13 protein-coding genes are annotated in these 19,819 nt (G+C 33.0%); 11 read left to right on the top strand and 2 right to left on the bottom strand.

What is annotated here, in order from left to right; genetic code table 11:
- Window positions 1–76 precede the first annotated feature (76 nt).
- The 6 genes from alaS to H1R17_RS02575 all read left to right on the top strand — a co-directional run bounded on the left by alaS (window position 77) and on the right by H1R17_RS02575 (window position 6,532).
- A complete protein-coding gene (alaS, locus tag H1R17_RS02600; RefSeq protein ID WP_163432542.1) occupies window positions 77–2,713 on the top strand; it encodes an alanine--tRNA ligase in 2,637 nt (878 codons plus the stop codon).
- A 184-nt stretch (window positions 2,714–2,897) separates the two neighbouring features.
- Window positions 2,898–3,476 carry a hypothetical protein gene (locus H1R17_RS02595; protein WP_163432543.1) on the top strand — a complete coding sequence of 193 codons (579 nt, stop codon included), beginning with the start codon at window positions 2,898–2,900 and terminating at the stop codon, window positions 3,474–3,476.
- 53 nt (window positions 3,477–3,529) lie between these two features.
- Complete coding sequence (locus H1R17_RS02590) at window positions 3,530–3,889, top strand: putative quinol monooxygenase (protein WP_163432544.1); 360 nt, start codon at window positions 3,530–3,532, stop codon at window positions 3,887–3,889.
- Window positions 3,890–3,915: 26 nt separating this feature from the next.
- Entirely contained in the window at window positions 3,916–4,869 is a 954-nt protein-coding gene (locus H1R17_RS02585; RefSeq protein ID WP_163432545.1) for a GSCFA domain-containing protein, read from the top strand.
- Window positions 4,870–4,936: 67 nt separating this feature from the next.
- On the top strand, window positions 4,937–5,485 hold the full coding sequence (locus H1R17_RS02580) for a DUF4230 domain-containing protein (RefSeq protein ID WP_240453359.1): 549 nt from the start codon (window positions 4,937–4,939) through the stop codon (window positions 5,483–5,485).
- Between the two features lie 120 nt (window positions 5,486–5,605).
- Complete coding sequence (locus H1R17_RS02575) at window positions 5,606–6,532, top strand: hypothetical protein (protein ID WP_163432547.1); 927 nt, start codon at window positions 5,606–5,608, stop codon at window positions 6,530–6,532.
- Window positions 6,533–6,659: 127 nt separating this feature from the next.
- On the opposite strand, the gene lysS is transcribed toward H1R17_RS02575, so the two are convergent.
- Window positions 6,660–8,360, bottom strand: coding sequence for a lysine--tRNA ligase (lysS, locus tag H1R17_RS02570; RefSeq protein ID WP_163432548.1), 1,701 nt, complete (start codon window positions 8,358–8,360; stop codon window positions 6,660–6,662).
- A gap of 126 nt (window positions 8,361–8,486) precedes the next feature.
- Between lysS and lipB the strand changes: the two genes are divergently transcribed.
- The 3 genes from lipB to H1R17_RS02555 all read left to right on the top strand — a co-directional run bounded on the left by lipB (window position 8,487) and on the right by H1R17_RS02555 (window position 13,807).
- Window positions 8,487–9,182 (top strand): lipoyl(octanoyl) transferase LipB, encoded by a 696-nt coding sequence (gene lipB, locus H1R17_RS02565; RefSeq protein WP_163432549.1) that lies wholly within the window; start codon window positions 8,487–8,489, stop codon window positions 9,180–9,182.
- Window positions 9,183–9,337: 155 nt separating this feature from the next.
- Window positions 9,338–12,415, top strand: coding sequence for a SusC/RagA family TonB-linked outer membrane protein (locus tag H1R17_RS02560; protein WP_163432550.1), 3,078 nt, complete (start codon window positions 9,338–9,340; stop codon window positions 12,413–12,415).
- 6 nt (window positions 12,416–12,421) lie between these two features.
- Window positions 12,422–13,807 (top strand): RagB/SusD family nutrient uptake outer membrane protein, encoded by a 1,386-nt coding sequence (locus H1R17_RS02555; RefSeq protein WP_163432551.1) that lies wholly within the window; start codon window positions 12,422–12,424, stop codon window positions 13,805–13,807.
- A 49-nt stretch (window positions 13,808–13,856) separates the two neighbouring features.
- On the opposite strand, the gene H1R17_RS02550 is transcribed toward H1R17_RS02555, so the two are convergent.
- Window positions 13,857–14,456: a ribonuclease HII gene (locus H1R17_RS02550; protein WP_163432552.1), complete on the bottom strand. Its 600-nt coding sequence runs from the start codon at window positions 14,454–14,456 to the stop codon at window positions 13,857–13,859.
- Between the two features lie 104 nt (window positions 14,457–14,560).
- Between H1R17_RS02550 and H1R17_RS02545 the strand changes: the two genes are divergently transcribed.
- On the top strand, window positions 14,561–16,642 hold the full coding sequence (locus H1R17_RS02545) for a S8/S53 family peptidase (protein WP_163432553.1): 2,082 nt from the start codon (window positions 14,561–14,563) through the stop codon (window positions 16,640–16,642).
- Window positions 16,643–16,766: 124 nt separating this feature from the next.
- A complete protein-coding gene (locus H1R17_RS02540) occupies window positions 16,767–19,808 on the top strand; it encodes a SusC/RagA family TonB-linked outer membrane protein (RefSeq protein WP_163432554.1) in 3,042 nt (1,013 codons plus the stop codon).
- Window positions 19,809–19,819: the final 11 nt, after the last annotated feature.

The raw sequence follows: 19,819 nt of genomic DNA, 5'->3' as shown, positions 1-19,819 counted from the left end.
ATCACTATTTTTGCAACTTATATGCACTTTTTTGTAAAGTGTTAATTTTGAACGATTCATAATTTTATTATACAAAATGAAATCACAAGATATTAGAAAGAAATTTCTTGATTTTTTTGAAAAAAACGGACATTTAATTGTTCCATCAGCTCCAATTGTTTTAAAAGATGATCCTACTTTGATGTTTAACAACTCAGGTATGGCACAGTTTAAAGAATTTTTCTTAGGAAACGGAACACCAAAAAGCAACCGTATTGCCGATACGCAAAAATGTTTACGTGTTTCAGGTAAACACAACGATTTAGAAGATGTTGGTTTCGATACCTATCACCATACAATGTTCGAAATGCTAGGAAACTGGTCTTTTGGTGATTATTTTAAAAAGGAAGCAATAGCTTGGGCTTGGGAATTTTTAACCGAAGAATTAAAAATTGACAAAGACCGCTTGTATGTTTCGGTTTTTGAAGGAAACGAAGCTGAAAATGTACCTTTTGATCAAGAAGCTTGGAATTTATGGAAACAATATGTTGCCGAGGATCGCATCATCTTAGGTAATAAAAAAGATAACTTTTGGGAAATGGGCGATCAAGGACCGTGCGGACCTTGTTCTGAAATTCACGTAGATTTACGTACTAATGAAGAAAGAGCAGCCGTTTCAGGTCGTTCTTTGGTTAATGCAGATCATCCGCAAGTGGTTGAAATTTGGAACAACGTATTTATGGAATTTAACCGTAAAGCTGATGGTTCTTTAGAAAAATTACCTGCAAAACACGTAGATACAGGTATGGGATTTGAGCGTTTGTGTATGGCAATGCAAGATGTTACCTCTAATTACGATACCGATGTGTTTACACCGCTTATTGCTAAGGTAGAAGAAATTACAGGGTTAAAATATACAAATAACGAAATAAAAGATATTTCAGATACGCAAGATAAAACCAATATTGCCATTCGTGTAATTGTAGATCACGTACGCGCGGTAGCTTTTGCTATTGCTGATGGACAGTTGCCTTCAAATACAGGAGCTGGTTATGTAATTCGTCGAATTTTGCGTCGTGCTATTCGTTACGGTTTTACATTTTTAGGTACAAAAGAGCCTTTTATTTACCAATTGGTTGATGTATTGGCTGCGCAAATGGGGCAATTTTTCCCTGAAATTGTTGCGCAAAAAGATTTGGTTAAAAACGTAATCAAAGAAGAAGAAGCATCGTTCTTACGTACATTAGATCAAGGTTTACATTTGTTAGATTCTGTAATTGAAAAGACAAGTGGTAAAGTTGTAGACGGAGCTAAAGCCTTTGAATTGTACGACACGTTTGGTTTTCCAATTGATTTAACAGCGTTGATTTTACGTGAAAAAGGATACGAGTTAGACGAAGCTGGTTTTGATGCTGCAATGAAAGCACAAAAAGACCGCTCGCGTGCTGCTTCAGAAATTTCTAAAGACGATTGGAACGTTTTGGTTGAAGGAAATGTAGAAACGTTTGAAGGTTATGATAAAGTAGAAAACGATGTAAAAATTACACGTATTCGTAAAATTGAATCTAAAAAAGACGGAACATTATACCAAATTGTTTTAGATCATACGCCGTTTTATGCAGAAGGTGGTGGTCAAGTTGGTGATAAAGGCGTTTTAGTATCAGCAAATGAATCGATTGAAATTATCGATACTAAAAAGGAAAACAACTTAATTTTACATTTCACTAAGCAATTACCAGAAAATATTCACGCTTCATTTGTAGCAAAAGTAAATACCGATTTACGCAGTGCGTCTTCTAAAAACCACTCGGCTACACACTTGTTACATCAAGCATTGCGCACTGTCTTAGGAACGCACGTAGAGCAAAAAGGATCGTTAGTGGCTCCTAATTACTTGCGTTTCGATTTTTCGCACTTTGCTAAAGTAACCGAAGACGAATTGCAACAAGTAGAAGCTTTTGTGAACGCACGTATTGCAGAACAATTGCCGTTAATTGAGCGTAGAGCTATTCCTTTTAACCAAGCAGTTGAAGAAGGTGCAATGGCTTTATTTGGTGAAAAATACGGAGATTTGGTTCGTGCCATTAAATTTGGTGAATCAATGGAGTTGTGTGGAGGAATTCACGTTGCAAATACAGCAGAAATTTGGTCGTTTAAAATAATATCTGAAAGTGCTGTGGCTGCTGGTATTCGTCGTATTGAAGCGATTACAGGCGATGCAGTTCGCGCATTTTATCAAAATCAAGAAAATACCTTGAAAGAGATTAAAGAAACGCTTAAAAACCCTCAAGATTCATTAAAAGCAGTTCATTCGTTACAAGACGAAAATGCTAAATTGAAAAAACAAATTGAGCAGTTATTAAAAGAAAAAGCAAAAAACTTAAAAGGTGATTTGTTGGCCGAAGTTCAAGAAATAAACGGCGTTCAATTTTTAGCAAAACAAGTAGATTTAGATGCTACGGGTGCTAAAGATTTAGCTTACGAAATTGGCGGAACAGGTACTAATTTCTTTATTTTGTTAGGAACGATTACTGATGATAAACCGATGTTAACAGCTTATGTTTCTAAAGAAATTGTAGAAAGCAAAGGTTTAAACGCAGGGCAAATTGTTCGCGAATTAGGAAAATACATACAAGGCGGCGGCGGCGGACAAGCATTTTTTGCCACAGCTGGCGGTAAAAACCCTGAAGGTATGGCAGAAGCTATTGCAAATGCAGTGAATTTTGTGAAATAGTTTAATTTTATATAGTTATAAAAACGCAACTCGTAGAGTTGCGTTTTTTTGTATTTTAGATATTTAAATTATCATTATATGAAATTAAATAAAATAATAGTTATTATGGTTTCATTTCTGTTTTTCCATCAGTTCACAGGCAAATTATTTATTTTTTAAATACCCATTTACCAACATAACAAAATTGACTAGCAAAATTATCGATTATACTTCTCAAGATAAATACGAAATCATCTCTCATTTTACGCATAATAACGAAATATGGAGAGTAGAACAATACAAACAAAGCGGTCATCGAAAATCATTTGATGGTTTTGTTATATTTGATTCTTTTAATTATGAAAAATTTAATCACAAAAGAGCAAAAATTGAGATAGGAACTCTTGATAAAAAGGATAGGAACACAACTTCGGTAGCTATCAAAAATAATAAAGATGAAGAAATAGGCGTTGTAAAATATTTTTTTAATGAATTGGGATATGTGTTATCTATATCTCAAAGCTATTTCCATTCAAATGCGCAAAAGGAAATACAAAATATCTATACACATTTTCAATATAATTGTGCAAATCAACTTATTTTTTATTCTGTTTCTTACAATTACTTTACTACATCCCATAAATACAAACGTAAAAGTAGTGTAGAATATCAAATAGTAAATTGTAATCCTGATTCTAAAGGGAATTTTAAGGATATCTACTACAGTTCAGTAAAAAATAATAGTATTTTGAAGTTTGAAAAAAGACATTACACATATAAGTAATGAATATTTAAATTTTCATTTGATTTTTTTTATAAATTTAAAAGAAAAAAGGTATGAGATATGTAGTTATTGTTTCTTACAGAGTGTTTCCGCAGCAAAGAGAAGCTTTTTTTAATTTGGTTAGAAAAGAAGCAGATGCTTTGGTTCAGAATGAATTGGGAACTTTACATGTAACCAGCATGATGGATCAAATAGATCCAAACAAATTTTTGAATTTAAAGATTTTTGAATCCAAAGAAGCGTACGAAGAACATAAGAAAGGATCCATTTTAAAAGCATTTTTACAAGAGGCTGATGAAATGATTTTAGAAGGTCCACAAGTTATTTTTGAAGGCGTACACATGTATTCTTGCGATGATTACACCTTAGAGCAAAAAAGTGGCGAAGATATGTCGGCGTATTTTCGTAGATAGCTGTATTTTTGTAAAAAAGAAAAAGAATGCAACTTCAAACCATTGTTCCTATAAAACCGCTTGAAAATAAAATAAACTACCATTCAAAAATAGTGAGTGTAGGTAGTTGCTTTGCTATAAATATGGCGCAACGTTTTCAGCAATTTCAGTTTCAACACACAGTAAACCCTTTAGGTATATTATTCCACCCATTGGCAATTGCAAAGGTGATTGATTTTGCTGTGACCAACAAAGAGTTTACACCTAAAGATGTGTTTTTACACAATGAAATTTGGAGCTGTTTTGATGCGCATTCTGATGTAAATGAATTGGAACAAGAAGATATTATTGATTCTCTAAACGCTAAAATCCGATTGTTTCGAAACAAAATAGAAGAAGCTTCACATTTCATTATAACATTTGGAACCGCTTGGGTTTATCGACATATCGAGAAGAATGAAATTGTTGCGAATTGCCATAAAGTGCCTCAAACAGTATTTTCAAAAGAATTACTTTCGGTAGAAACTTGTCAGCAAGCAATTGCGTCTATTGAAAAAGGAATTCGAACATTAAATCCAAACATTCAAATCATTTATACCATTTCCCCTGTTCGTCACATAAAAGATGGATTTGTAGAAAATCAGCGCAGCAAAGCGCATTTAACAGCAGCTTTACATCAACATTTAGAAAGTAATTCAACCAATAATTATTACTTTCCATCGTATGAAATTGTTATGGACGAATTAAGAGATTATCGATTTTATGCGAAAGATATGTTACATCCAAGCGAACTTGCTGTTGATTATATTTGGAATAAATTTGTAGAAAACGCTATTGATGCCACCGTTTTTTCTGCCATGAAAATGGTTGACGACGTTCAAAAAGGTTTGGCGCATAAACCTTTTAATCCATATACGCAGGCGCATAATCTTTTTTTAGATAAATTGGCGCAAAAATTAGATGTTTTAATAGAACAGTATCCACACATGACATTTAGATAATATGAAAAGAATTATAATAATAGCCCTTATTTGTATTTTAATAGGAAGCGGATTAACGTTTTTTATTATGAAGAAAGTATCAGCTAAAGATGAGATTATTCCTGATACCGAGTTAATTCAGCAACAAATGAAAAATGTAAGTAAATTGGTGGTAAACGAAGCTAAAATATCACAAATTTACAATTACAAAGATCAAAAATCGTTTATGAATTTAATGACTTTTGATAAAAAAGCGTTGGTTGTCGTAAATGCCGATGTGCAAATTATGTACGATTTATCTAAGTTAGAATACAGTTTAGACGAAACTAATAAAGTAGTGAAAATCACTTTTATTCCTAAAGAAGAAATTAAAATCAACCCTGATATTAAAATTTACGATGTAGAAGCCTCACGATTTAATTCTTTTGAAGGTGCCGATTATAATAAAATCCAAGAAAGTGTGAAAAAGCAATTTCAAGAAAAAATACTAAAATCTAACATACAAGCCAATGCGCAAAACCGTTTGATTAGTGAGTTAGGAAAGTTTTTAGTTGTAACGCAATCATTAGGATGGTCGTTACAATATCAAGAAAAAAGCATCAATAAATTAGAGGATTTTAGTGTTTTAATACCTTGATTATCGAATAATCAAAAGAGTGAAAAAATAATTTACAAACAAAACTTGTTAATTTTTTAACAGTAATGTTTTTTTTGTTTATTTTAGAGGCTTAATTACAAATAATTAAAAACATTTTATATGAGAATTAATAAACTACTTTTCTTTTTATTGGCTCTAATTAGCTTAAACTCTTGTGTTGAGTATGTAGATAATGGAGTATTGGCTGGAGGCAATTTTGAAAATGAAAAAATTTTTAGAGCTGAATTAAAGCCTACTAGCGCAAAGTATGTTGGTGATACGTTTGAATTCCAATCAATGTTGACAAATGTAGATGTAACAAAATCGACTAAATTTAAAGTAAATGGTGCTGCAATAAAAGGTAATACTTATATTCCTTATAAAGAAGGTGATATTTCAGTTGTTGCCACAATGGAAAATTATACAGCAACTTTTAAGTTCAATGTTTTAAAAGAAGGTGATCAACCTGAACCACCAGCAGGGAATAGAATTGAGTATGGTGGAAAATCTTATCCTGTTTCAGATACAATGTGGGTTCTAAGTACTAATGATAAAAATCAGGTGTTGATTTATGATGTACATGGTACAGATTGTACTGTTTGGGTATTGATGTCTTTAGAGCTTGATAATGACAATAAACCATTACATCAATTTACAACTATTGTTTATGTTCCTTTGAAAGCTAATGATGAAATTGCGTTTCCTAATGAATCTCCTTCAGCACTACAGCATATTAAAGGTAGTGTAGTTATTAATGGTACGGAGGTTTTTAAGACAACAGATGTATCGTATACATTTGCTGGTACTGGGAATACGGCTCCTGCTGATCCACTTAGTATGACACCGCCATGGAGTGGAACAGCAAATTTTACAGCATTAGCTACAGGAGCAAGTAGTGGAAATTCAGCTCAGCTATTTTGGGAAGGAGATTATGTAGCTATTCCTCAAAAAATATCTGCAAAGCCAGTTATTAAAAGTATGAATATCAATACAAATTTTAAATTTGAAACTAAGTATAATGTTAGGGTTTTAAATTTGAAAAAATAATTTGTTTAAATATTGCTTACAAAAAAACGCTACCAATTATGGTAGCGTTTTTTCTTTTAAGTCAAAACATAAAAAAGTGCCTTTATTTAAATGTAAAGGCTTTTTTTGATTATTAAGTGGTGGAGTTTTAAATAAACTCAACCACTTTTTCTTCGTTTTCTGTACTTATTTTTGTTAAGTTATGAGAAGCTAAGCCTTTCATTGCTTTATCCCACTTTTTACCGCTTAGAGCTGCTTGTTCTTTCAAAGTGTTTAAAGCCATTTTATTATCGTTTTTCTCTAAAATAGCAACAATGATTTTTTCATCATCGGTTAACTCGTAACTTGGAGCTGTTTTTTCTGGGCGCATTTGCGGGAAGAATAATACTTCTTGAATTGATGGATTATTGGTTAAAAACATAATTAAACGATCCATTCCAATACCTAAACCGCCAGTTGGTGGCATGCCAAACTCTAAGGCACGTAAGAAATCTTCATCAATAAATTGACCAGCTTCGTCGTCACCTTTTTCAGATAATTTTAATTGCTCTTCAAAACGCTCGCGTTGATCAATAGGATCGTTTAACTCAGAGTACGAGTTTGCAATTTCTTTACCACAAACCATTAATTCAAAACGCTCTGTTAATTCTGGATTATCGCGGTGTTCTTTAGTTAACGGGGACATTTCTTTAGGGTAATCGGTAATAAATGTTGGTTGAATGTAATTTCCTTCACATTTTTCACCAAAAATCTCGTCGATTAACTTTCCTTTACCCATTGTTTCATCAACTGCAATACCCATTGATTGCGCTGCTGCACGAATTTCGTCTTCTGATTTTCCATCGATATCAAATCCTGTAAAATCAATGATCGATTGACGCATGGTAACGCGTTTGTAAGGTGCTTTAAAATCAATTTTATGATCACCAAAAGTAGCTTCTGAAGTTCCGTTTACAGCAATTGCACAATGTTCTAATAACTGCTCGGTAAAATCCATCATCCAATTGTAATCTTTATAAGCAACATAAATTTCCATTGCCGTAAATTCTGGATTGTGCGTACGATCCATACCTTCGTTACGGAAGTTTTTAGAAAATTCGTAAACACCTTCAAAACCACCAACAATCAAACGTTTTAAATACAATTCGTTGGCAATACGCATATACAAAGGAATGTCTAACGCATTGTGATGTGTAATGAACGGACGCGCCGCTGCACCACCCGGAATTGATTGTAAAACAGGCGTGTCAACCTCTAAATACCCACGGTCGTTAAAGAACGAGCGCATAGCGTTATATAATTTGGTGCGTTTTATGAAAATTTCTTTGTTTAATGGGTTTACCACTAAATCTACGTAACGCATGCGGTAACGTAATTCAGGATCGGTAAAAGCATCAAATACATTGCCTTCATCGTCTGTTTTTGGTAATGGTAACGGGCGTAATGTTTTAGAAAGTATCGAAAATTTTTCTACTCTAATACATTTTGCACCCACTTGCGTAGTAAATAATTCGCCTTCAATACCAATAAAATCGCCTAAATCAGTCAATTTTTTAAAAACGGTATTGTACAATGTTTTATCCTCATCAGGACAAATAACATCACGATTTAAGTACAATTGAATACGCCCTTCTTGATCTTGAATTTCAGCAAAACTTGCTTTTCCTTGATCACGAACACTCATTAATCTACCCGCAACAACAACCTTCTTATTTTCTTCAAAAGTTTCCTTAATTTGCTTGGTTGTATGATCTACCGGAAACAAATTTGCTGGATATGGATTGATGCCAAGTGCTCTTAACTTGCTCAATTTCTCTCTTCTGATGATTTCTTGTTCTGAAAGTTGCATAAAATTTATAATTCTTTTAATTAATCTGCAAAAGTAGTTATTTTTAGAATATCGAAGTAATTTCTACAATGAATTTTGAATAAGAATGCTTTTAAAATGAGTAAATTTGTGTAAATTTTTAGTGACATGAATAAAAAAGTTCAAATTCAAGATTTAGGCTTGAAAGATTATAAAGATACTTGGGATTATCAAGAAGAATTATTTCAAGGAATTTTAGATATTAAATCGCAGAATAGAAAAGATGAAGCTAATGCTAAGGAAACTCCCAATTATTTTTTGTTTGTAGAGCATCCGCATGTTTATACTTTAGGAAAAAGTGGTCATATGGAAAATATGCTTTTAAATGAAGAGCAGTTAAAGGCAAAAAACGCTACCTTTTATAAAATTAATAGAGGAGGAGATATTACTTATCATGGTCCAGGGCAAATTGTAGGATATCCTATTTTAGATTTAGATAATTTTTTTACCGATATTCATAAGTACCTACGTTTTTTAGAAGAGGTTATTATAAAAACGCTTGCAGATTACGGTTTAAAAGGAGTGCGAAGCGATGGAGAAACAGGAGTTTGGTTAGATGTTGGTACACCATTTGCACGTAAAATATGTGCTATGGGTGTACGTGCGTCGCGTTGGGTTACCATGCACGGGTTTGCTTTAAATGTAAATGCTAATTTGGGGTATTTTGATAATATAATACCTTGCGGCATTCGTGGTAAAGCAGTAGCTTCTTTAAATGTAGAATTAGGTGTTGAAAAGGTTGATGAAGAAGAAGTGAAACAAAAAATTCTTTACTATTTTAAAGAGATGTTTGAAACTGAGTAAATGAAGGTAAAAAATGTATTTTGTAAAAATTCCTGCTAAAAAGATAGAAATGTGTTTTTTTAGCAGGGATTTTTTATTTAGAATGATTTTTTTTAACAATTATTTTTTTGAGCAGTAAAATATAATCGCTATAATTGTTAAAAAAAACTTAAGATATGAATAAAAAAACCTTTGTAAGTTTAACAGTGGCGGTTGCTTTCTGTGGTTTAACATCGGCTTATGCTCAAGAAAAAACAATTACAGGAACTGTTAAAATTGGTTCTGAAGTTGTTTCTGGGGTAGATGTTGTTGTTAATGGAGGTGAAGACGGAACTTCAACCGATGATACTGGAGGGTATTCAATTTCTGCCAAAGTAGGAGATAAAATTGAATACCACTATGTAGGATATAAATCCGAAACTAGAATTGTAAACGCTTCAACTCAAGTGATGAACATTACCTTGGTTGAAGATGAAAGTTTACTTGATGAAATTGTTGTTTTGGCTTACGGGCAACAACGTTCTAAAAATGAAATTACAGGGAATGCTGTAAAAGTGTCTGGTGAAGAAATTAGTAAAGTGCCTTTGGCTTCTGCGGATCAAGCGTTACAAGGACGAGTGGCTGGTCTTCAAATGTCAGCTAACTCTGGTTCGCCAGGTTCAACTCAACAAATCCGTATTCGTGGTTTAAATTCTTTAAGTGCTTCAAATGATCCGTTAATTGTAATTGATGGTGTTCCAATGTTAAATGGAAACTTATCAGGAAATACGGAAGCTTCAACATCTTTGTCGGCATTGTCTTCTATCAATAGTAATGATATTGAATCTATAACAGTTTTAAAAGATGCAGGTGCTACATCTGTTTATGGAGCTAGAGGTGCTAATGGAGTTATTTTAATTACCACAAAACGAGGTAAGACGGGTGAAGCTAAGTTTGAAGTGGTTTCTTCTTTAGGTTTTCAAAGAAACGCTGTAAAAGGGCCAAGGTCTTTAACAGGAGAAGAAAAATATCAATTGTTGTTAGAAGCGTATAATAACACCTTTAATGGAGGTGGAGGTTTTGAAGAGCAAACTATTTATGATCAGTTAATAGCTCGATACCCTGCTCAAACAGCTGCTTTACAAGATTGGATAGATGCAGGTAGACCAATTAATAATTGGCGCGATGCTATGAGTAATAAAGATGCAATGGTTAGTATTTTAAACTTTTCTGCAACAGGAGGTGATGAAAAATCTAATTTTTATGCATCATTAGGATATAATAAAACAGAAGGTACTGTTATTGGTTCAGATTTTAGACGTATAACAGGAATGTTTAGTTATGACACTAAATTAAATAAGAAAGTTGATTTTGGTTTTAGTGCAAATGTATCAAATGTAAGACAACAAGGTATTTTAGAAGGTGGAGCTTATTTCTCAAATCCTAACATGATTAAATACTTCATGAGTCCTTGGAATAATATCTATAATGCTGATGGATCTCCTAACATTAATGGATTGTCTGGTTTGCACAATCCTTTGTATACTTTAGCTAACAATCAAAATATTAATGATATTATTCGTGTTATAAATAGTAATAAAATTAAGTATAAAATAGCAGAAGATTTTTCATTTAATACTCAGTTGTCTATTGATTATACATCATCAAGATATCATAATTATAACAATCCTGTTCATGGAGATGGAGATGGAATTGGAGGATATGTTGAAGATTCTAACATGAGCATTTTTAATTATATTTCTCAAAACTCATTTGATTATAGATTCTTTATAAGTGATGATCATCGTTTTGATGTAAAAGCATTAATGGAGTTTCAAAAGGTAAAAACAAATAATTTATATGGTTATGGTGAGAATATTGCAATAGGATTTTCTGAATTAGGAAACACCTCTGCAAATCACTTAGCAAATTCATATAAAAATGACTGGATGAATTTAGCTTATGTAGGTTTGGTGAATTATGCCTATTTAAATAAGTACATGATAGATGCTTCTTTAAGACGTGAGGGATCTTCTAGATTTGCTGATTCTCAAAGATGGGGAACTTTTTGGTCTGTAGGTGCTGCTTGGAATATAATGAATGAAGAGTTCTTACAGGACAGCAAAACTTTATCAACTTTAAGATTAAGAGGTTCTTACGGAACAACAGGTAACTCAGGTATTGCTATTAACCAATATCAAAGAATGGTTTCTACAGATAGATATGATGGTATACCAGGATTTATTCCAAGTCAATTAAGTACAGAGATAGGTTGGGAAACCCAGAAAAAACTTGATGTAGGTGTAGATTTAGGTTTTCTACAAGATAGAATAACTGCGGGTGTTGCTTATTACAAGTCTATAAGTGAAAACTTATTGTATAATGTGCCTTTAACACAAATTGGCGGTTATACAGGGGTAATTCAAAATATTGGATCTTTAGAAAATAGAGGTTGGGAATTTGAATTGAACGCACAAGTTGTTAAAAAAGAAAACTTTTCATGGACTGTTTATGGTAATTTAGGTACTGTAGAAAATGAAATGATTGAAATGCAGATAGATCCTGTAACTAATAAACCAAAAGTAATTACCGGAACTTTTACAACTATTGAAGAAGGACATTCAATACGTGGTTGGAAAATGAAAAAATATGCAGGGGTTAATCCTGAAAACGGAAACGCATGGTGGTATGTTAATGGTAAAGATGGTGCTAAAACAGAAAATTACGGTGAAGCAGCTTCTGAATGGACAGGAAAGAGTGCAATGCCTACTTATACAGCTGGTTTAGGAACGCAATTAGATATTGGGAATTTCTTTGTAGGAGCTAATTTGTATTTCTCAGGAGGTAATCAAGTTTACGAAGATTGGAGTAACTACATTCATGGTACAACATCAACAGCGCTTTTAAATTACAACTCAACAGAATATGTTTTAGATCGTTGGCAAAATCCAGGTGATGTTACCAATACTCCTAAATTAACTTATGGAAGTACAACAGCATCTCAACCTTCAACAAGATTTTTAAAAGATGGAGATTTTATTCGTCTAAGAGATGTTAGTATAGGGTATAATCTTAAAGGTTCAGTTTTACAACATTTAAAAATTGATGGATTGTCATTCTCTTTACGTGGTACCAACTTGTACACTTGGACAAAAGATAAAACTTTAAAATTAGATCCTGAAGTAGGAACGGCAAATGATGGAAGTTACGGGTATGTTGGGTTTACATCACCACCAGTAAAATCAATCATATTTACTGTTAACGTTAAATTCTAAAAAATTATGAAAAGATTATATATACAATTATTGTTTGGCTTATTGTCAGCATCAGCCATTGTTTCTTGTAGTCAAGATGCGCTAGAGCCTGAGTTAACAACTGAAAGAGACTTGGATAAAAATCCAATTGCAACAGAAACAGATATGCAGTACCTAGTAATGGGTATGTATAAAAAAATGCGTGCAGCGGAATATTATGGTCGTGATTATATTTTGTTTAATGAGTGTCGTACAGATAATGCTTATTCTGCAGGTTATTCAAACCGATTCCGAAATGTTTCGGAAATGAACGTGTTAATAACAGCTGCTTATCCTGCTGATACATGGCGTACTATTTACCAAGTAATTTTAAATGCCAATTATGCAATTCATGCCGAAGGAATTACAGGTGATGAAAATACAATTAAAGATTATCAAGGTCAAGCCTATCTTGCAAGAGCTGTAGCCCATTTTGATTTAGCTAAACTTTTCGGTCAACAACATGTCGATGGACAAGGTGGTGCAAATGCTTTAACAATTCCTTACGTTACTACGTATCCTAAAAATGCACAAGAAGGGTTAGCTTTTGGAGCAGAAAGAAATACTTTGGCTGAGGTTAGAACAAAAGCTTATGCAGATATTGATAAAGCTATAGAAATGATACAAAATACAAATCCTAAGTATTTCACAAAAGAAGCTGCTTATGGATTTAAATCTAGAATGGCACTTTATTTTGCGACTTTCTTTCCTGAAGATTGGCAAATTGCATATGATGCCGCAAAAGAAGTTATTTCTGGTGGAGATCGTGTTATTGGTAATTTAGAATTTATTAGACAATATGAAGGAAATGTGCCAGATGCTAATACGGTTTTTCAATTATCAATGCCATCAAACGATAACTTAGGAAATGATTGTTTGTCAGAGATGTATAATGGTTTAAATTATGGTGATATTGTGGCTCAAGATACTATTACCAGTATTTTTGAAGATGAAGATATTAGAACCCAAGTGTATGGATATGATGCTTATGAAGATTTTAAAAATTTAAAGAAGTATCCAACTTATTCAGATGATGTTATTGTTATGCGTTATGAAGAAGTTTTGTTGAATGGTGCAGAAGCGGCTTTTCACTTAGGAAAGTTAGATGAAGCTTTAGAGTTTGTAAATTATATTCGCGCTAAACGAAATGTTGAAGCATGGACATCAATTACCCTAGAAGATTTATTAGAAGAACGTAGAAGAGAATTGATGTTTGAAGGATTGCGTTTTGATGATTTAATGCGAACAAAACAAGACGTACCTCCAAATCCAGTTCTTTTAGAAGATGTTGCGTACGGTAGTTACAAAATAGCATTTCCAATTCCGTTAGGCGAAATTAATGCTAGTGGAATGAAACAAAATAGTGGATATTAATCCATTTGAATTAGTTTAAGTAAAGAGCTTCTATAGTGAAGCTCTTTTTTTATATATCCAAAACCAATTGATCGGGTAAAAGTTTAAAACTTTTTCTATGGTATTTGCATGGTCCGTATTCTAAAATGGCAGCTCTATGCTCTTTTGTAGGGTATCCCATATTCTTGTCCCATCTATACATAGGAAATTCTTCGTGTAATTGTAACATATAATCATCTCTATACGTTTTTGCAAGAATGGAAGCTGCTGCAATACTCAAATATTTACTATCGCCTTTTACAATTGTTTGATGAGGAATGTTATTAAAAGGTTTAAATCTATTTCCATCAACAATAATAAACTCAGGTTCAAAAGAAAACTGCGCAATAGCTTTGTGCATTGCTTTAATTGAAGCATTAAGAATGTTTATTTCATCAATTTCTTCCTCAAAAACATGAGCTACCTGAAATAATCGATTGTTTTCTTCAATAAAGTGTCTTAAATAATTACGAGATTTTAAAGATAGTTTTTTAGAATCGTTGATTAACTCATTTTCTAATTGTTTGTTAATTAGAATGGCAGCAGCAGTTACCGGTCCAGCTAAACAGCCTCTTCCAGCTTCATCAGTCCCTACTTCAAAATGAAAATTACTGTATGATTTTTGTAACATAATGAAATGTTAAATATTGGCTTATTTTAAAAGTTATGCAAAAGATACAACAAAATTACATAAATTTGATATCTTAAATGTATTATGATTAATTTTTAAATAAAATGAAAAATAAAATTACAAAGTTATTTTTGGCTTTAGCATTAGCTAGTTTTAGCGCTAATGCTCAGGTTGATAGTAATTCTGCGTCAGTTTCTAATACAATGCCTGATTATGTGCGTAAAGGAACTAATGTTGAATTCTTAAAAAGTTTTGCTGCCGAAAATGAAGCTGAGTATGACAAGAATTATACTAAAGCTGTTGAAATTGCAAAAAAACAAGGAAAACCAATTTCAGGAGAAGAAAATGGTAGTTCATTTGCCTTGGCAGGTTATGATGAAGAAACAGAGGCTTTGATATACAAAACCACATCTAATAGTAAAGCAACAAGCGGTTATGAGTTTTTTAATAATGTGCTTGTAGGTAGTTCTGTACAAACTGCTAATGCAAAGCCACTTCATGCTAGAGGAATTGAAGGTGCTGGTATGATTGCGGGTGTTTGGGATGGTGGTGCCGGGTTAACTGGTCACTTGGGCTTTACAACAGGTAGGTATCTACATAAAAACAGTCCTAATGTTGGTGCTTCTCAAGGAGGTATTGCGCATAGTGCTCACGTGGCGGGTACAGTAGCCTCAGGAGAATTTGGAAATAACTATGCTAAAGGTTTTGCATATAAAGCAATAGTTCATGCGTACAATGGTATTAATGCTAATGATATACCTACAATGACTGCTGCTGCAACTGCACAAACAAACACTATCTATGTTTCTAATCACTCTTATGGGTTAGATGCTCCAAAATATATTGCAAGTGGTGGTACAACTGCTATTTTCGGGCAATATAATGCAAGGGCTAGAGAGTATGATGTTCTAGCCAATAACGCTGCTTATTATACAATGGTTTTTGCGGCAGGTAATGATAGGAGTGATGGTAGTGTTCCAGCAAAAACAGGTAGAAAAGATTTATTGTCTAATTCAGGTGTTTCTAAGAATGTAGTTGTTGTGGCTGCTACTAGAGGTACGGAAAATTATTCAGGAATTACAGGACCTACATCCGTTGGTTCTGTTGCAGGTGTTGGACCTTTTATTTCGACTTATAGTAATTATGGGCCAACAGATGATTTTAGAATAAAGCCTGATATTGCTGCCAAAGGTGGGGAATATGGTTTTGATCCTGTAGTTTCTGTTGGTGTAGGTGGTATTACATCTACTGATGTAATGGCAGGAACATCAATGGCGGCGCCTGCAGTAACTGGCGTGTTTACATTGTGGCAAGGATACCATAAAAAAGTGTTTGATAGATACATGAAGTCAGCAGCTGTACGTGCGTTAATGGCGCATACTGCAAGAGAGACAGGTCCAGCAGCTGGTCCAGATTTTATGTTTGGTTGGGGACTAATTGATGCTGCTAAAGGTGTTGATATTATAGATCAGGCAGTAGCTAAAACTGCAATTTTTCAAGATTTAAAGATAATCCAAGGTTCTACTTTTAATTATAAATTTGTTTACGATGGAAATGGACCATTAGTAGTAACCATTGCTTGGAACGATCCAGCCGGAACAGTTTCTTCTCTATCTGATGTAGATTTAAAGAAATTAGTTAATGATTTAGATGTAAGATTGGTTAATACCGATACTAACGCAACGTCTTTTCCTTGGTCTTTGAATAGAGATATAAAAATAGCTCCAAGTTCTATTAATATTGCTACAAGACTTGTTGATAACGAAAGGGATAATATTGAAAAAATTGAGCCGCAGAATGCTGTTGCAGGAAACTATGAAGTTGTTATTACGCATAAAGGAACACTGCAAGGTGGAGAGCAAGATTTTACTTTAGTTGTTTCTGGAGCTGGAGGGCAAATGCCAACAATTGGAAATGGACTTTCTTTAGAAGATAATGTTTTGAAAAACTTAAATGTTTATCCTAACCCTGCAGATTCAAATTTAAATATAAGCGGTGATTTAGATAAATTAACAAACACAAAGGCTTATATTTATGATATGAGTGGAAAGAAAATTAAAGATGTATCACTGAATTTGAATTCAAAAGATGCTTCAATTGATGTTTCTTTCTTAAAAACAGGTTCGTATATTTTAGTTTTAGCTAAAGATGCAGTACAGCAGAGTTATAAGTTTGTAAAAAAATAAAGATTAGAATTTATTGAAAAAAAGAGAATTGTACATACAATTCTCTTTTTTTTATATGTTAAAAATTTGTTATTATATAAAAAAGCTTTAGTTTTGTAACTAAACTAATTCAAATTAAATTAATATGAGATCAAAGTTTACTTGGATTTTAACTCTGTTTCTTGTTTTTATGGCGCAAATAGGTTTTGCCCAAAAACCAGTGACAGGAGTTGTAAAAACGCAAGATGGTGACCCTATACCAGGTGCTTCTATCTTGATTGTAGGGACTCCTCAGGGAACCGAAACTGATGAAGAAGGTAGATATACTTTAACTTTAAAAAAAGGAGACAAGATTAAAGTAGAGTATCTTGGATTTAAAGCAGCAACAGTTACTGCTACTGATTCAGGAGTTTTAAACGTAACATTAGTAGAAGATGATGCAATTGGTTTAGAAGAAGTGGTAATTGATACTTACCGAACTACTTCTAAGAAAGAAAATGCAACTTCTGTTTCTTCAGTTACATCTAAAACAATTGAAGGAAGACCGAATGCTTCTATTATTCAAACATTACAAGGACAAGTTCCAGGTTTGAATATCATGACTGGTTCAGGTCAACCAGGGGCAAGTAGTCAGGTAACCTTACGTGGTTTAGGTTCTATCAATGGTTCTACAGAGCCTCTTTATGTGATTGACGGTGTTCCGATGTCTTCAAGTCGTTTTCGTTCATTAAACCCTAATGAAATTGACCGTGTAGATATTTTAAAGGATGCTGGAGCTACAGCTATTTATGGAAACCGTGGAGCAAATGGTGTAATTGTTATTACAACTAAACGTGGTTCTTTTGATGCTGATTTAAGTATCAGATATATTGGTACAACAGGTGTTTCTTCTATTCAAAGAAATCAATATAATCTTATGGATACGCAAGATTATGTTAATTTTGTAAATGGTGCAAACCGTTATTACCCTAGTATTACTAAATTTAGTCCTGCTGTGCAAAAAGGTTTTGCAGATACTAAATGGACAGATGTGTTTTTTAATGATGCAATTAGTCAGTCACATACAGTAACTTTTAGTGGAGGGGCTAAAAATATTTCTTCATTTACTTCTGTAGGTTATTCAGAATTTGGAGGAATTCTTAGAGGAACTGATTTAAAACGTTTTAATGTTAGAAATAATCTTGATGGGAAAAATGCTTCAGGAAAATTAACTTACGGTACTACATTTAATGTGAATTACTCTAAATCAAATATGGAGAATGCTGCAGGTACTAATGGTGTAAACCAAAACTACTTTTTAGGTGCTTTTCAATCTTTACCATATTTAAGTCCTAATTCTTATATTAATGGGTGGGATTTATATGAAAAATATCGTGATAGAAAAATTGGAACAGCTGATGGTATGCCATTAATGTTAATGGATAAAATGAAAACTTCAGGCTTTGGACAAAATGAGTTAAAAGTGTTAGTTAATGGTAATATTGCATATAAGTTAAATGATAATTTTAAATTATCAAACCAAACAGGTGCAGATTATCAAACAATAAATCAAAATAGTTGGACTAGATATGATGCATTTAATGAGTACTTATTTGGTGTTCCTCAAAACAGAAAATATTTTGGACGTGTAGGTGATATTTTTGAAGAGCGTTTCATTTTTAACACTAACACAAATTTACGTTATGAAGAAACATTTAATGAAGTTCATAAAGTTTCAGCTGGTGTATTCTTAGAATATCTTAAAGCACACTTTAGATCAAGAAGTATTAGCAAACAAGGTTTTGATCCTATTTTCTGGTCAGACGGAGGTTCTACAGGATGGATTGGTAGTGCAGAGAACTATCAATTATACTCACCAACAGCTTCATTATCTAGAAGTGATGCAGGTTTGTTCTCTTATTTTGGAACAGCTAGTTATGACTATGATGGAAGATATGGTTTAGATGCTACTATTCGTCGTGATGCTTCTTTCCGTTTTACTGATGATAATCGTTGGGGTACTTTCTGGTCTGTAGCTGGTAGATGGAATATTGATAGCGAGAAATTTATGGAAAATTCTGTTTTCAATACATTAAAATTAAGAGCTTCTTATGGTTCTGCAGGAAATCAGGATATTACAAACTCTGGTCTTTTTGGAGGTGCTCATTTATATGATACTCGTTATGGTTCAGGTGTTGGGTATAATCAAGAAACAGGTTTGGCCCTTACTGGTTTACCTAATAGAGGATTACAATGGGAGGTTATTACGCAAAGTAACATCGGACTTGATTTTGGTGTATGGAAAGACCGTTTAAGAGGTAGTTTAGATGTGTATAGAAAACAAACTGATGAATTGTATTTAGATACACCTATTTCAGCTATTAATGGATCTTCTACTATTAATGCTAACTTTGGTAGTATGAAAAATGAAGGTGTTGAATTAAATATTGCTGGAGATTTAATCCGTAATGATGAAACTACATTAACACTTAGATTAGTTGGAGCGTATAATAAAAATACCGTTCTTGACATTCCAACAGAGGATGGTACTTATTGGGATGGTAGTTTAGTAGGTTACCGCCAAGGACATATGGTTAATGAGTTTTTTATGGCAGATTATATTGGAATCAATCCTGATAATGGTAACATGATGTTCCGTAGCAAAGATGGTGGAGTAACTGAAGAACCTACTGATGCTGATTATCAATGGTTAGGTAAATCATCAATGCCTGTTTATCAAGGTGGATTTGGTTTAGATTTACAACATAAAGGATGGTTTTTAACTGCTGATTTTACTTATGCTTTAGATGCTTGGAGATATGATAATGAATATTATTTCTTTACAGCTCCTTCTGGAATTAAAGCAAATAACTTATCTAATGATTTAAATGATTATTGGACAAAAGATAATAGAGATGCTAAGTTCCCTGCATTAAATGGTTCTAACTTTGCTTACGGTGGTGGATCAGATTTTTATTTACAAGATGCATCTTATTTAAGATTAAGATATTTAACAGTTGGATATAACTTTAAGAAGAAAGATTTAGATTTCTTAAAATTATCTGGATTGAGAGTTTATGCTCAAGGTGAAAATATTTATACTTGGACTAAGTGGAGAGGTTGGGATGCTGAAAGTAGTAGAGCTGTTGATTTTGGACAGTATCCAACACCAAGAACAATTTCGTTTGGTTTAGAAGTTCAATTTTAAAGACAATTAAT

Origin of the sequence: Flavobacterium sp. xlx-214 (assembly GCF_013874595.1) — a bacterium.
In the GTDB taxonomy this organism is placed as follows: domain Bacteria; phylum Bacteroidota; class Bacteroidia; order Flavobacteriales; family Flavobacteriaceae; genus Flavobacterium.
This window is presented reverse-complemented; position numbering and strand designations above follow the sequence as displayed.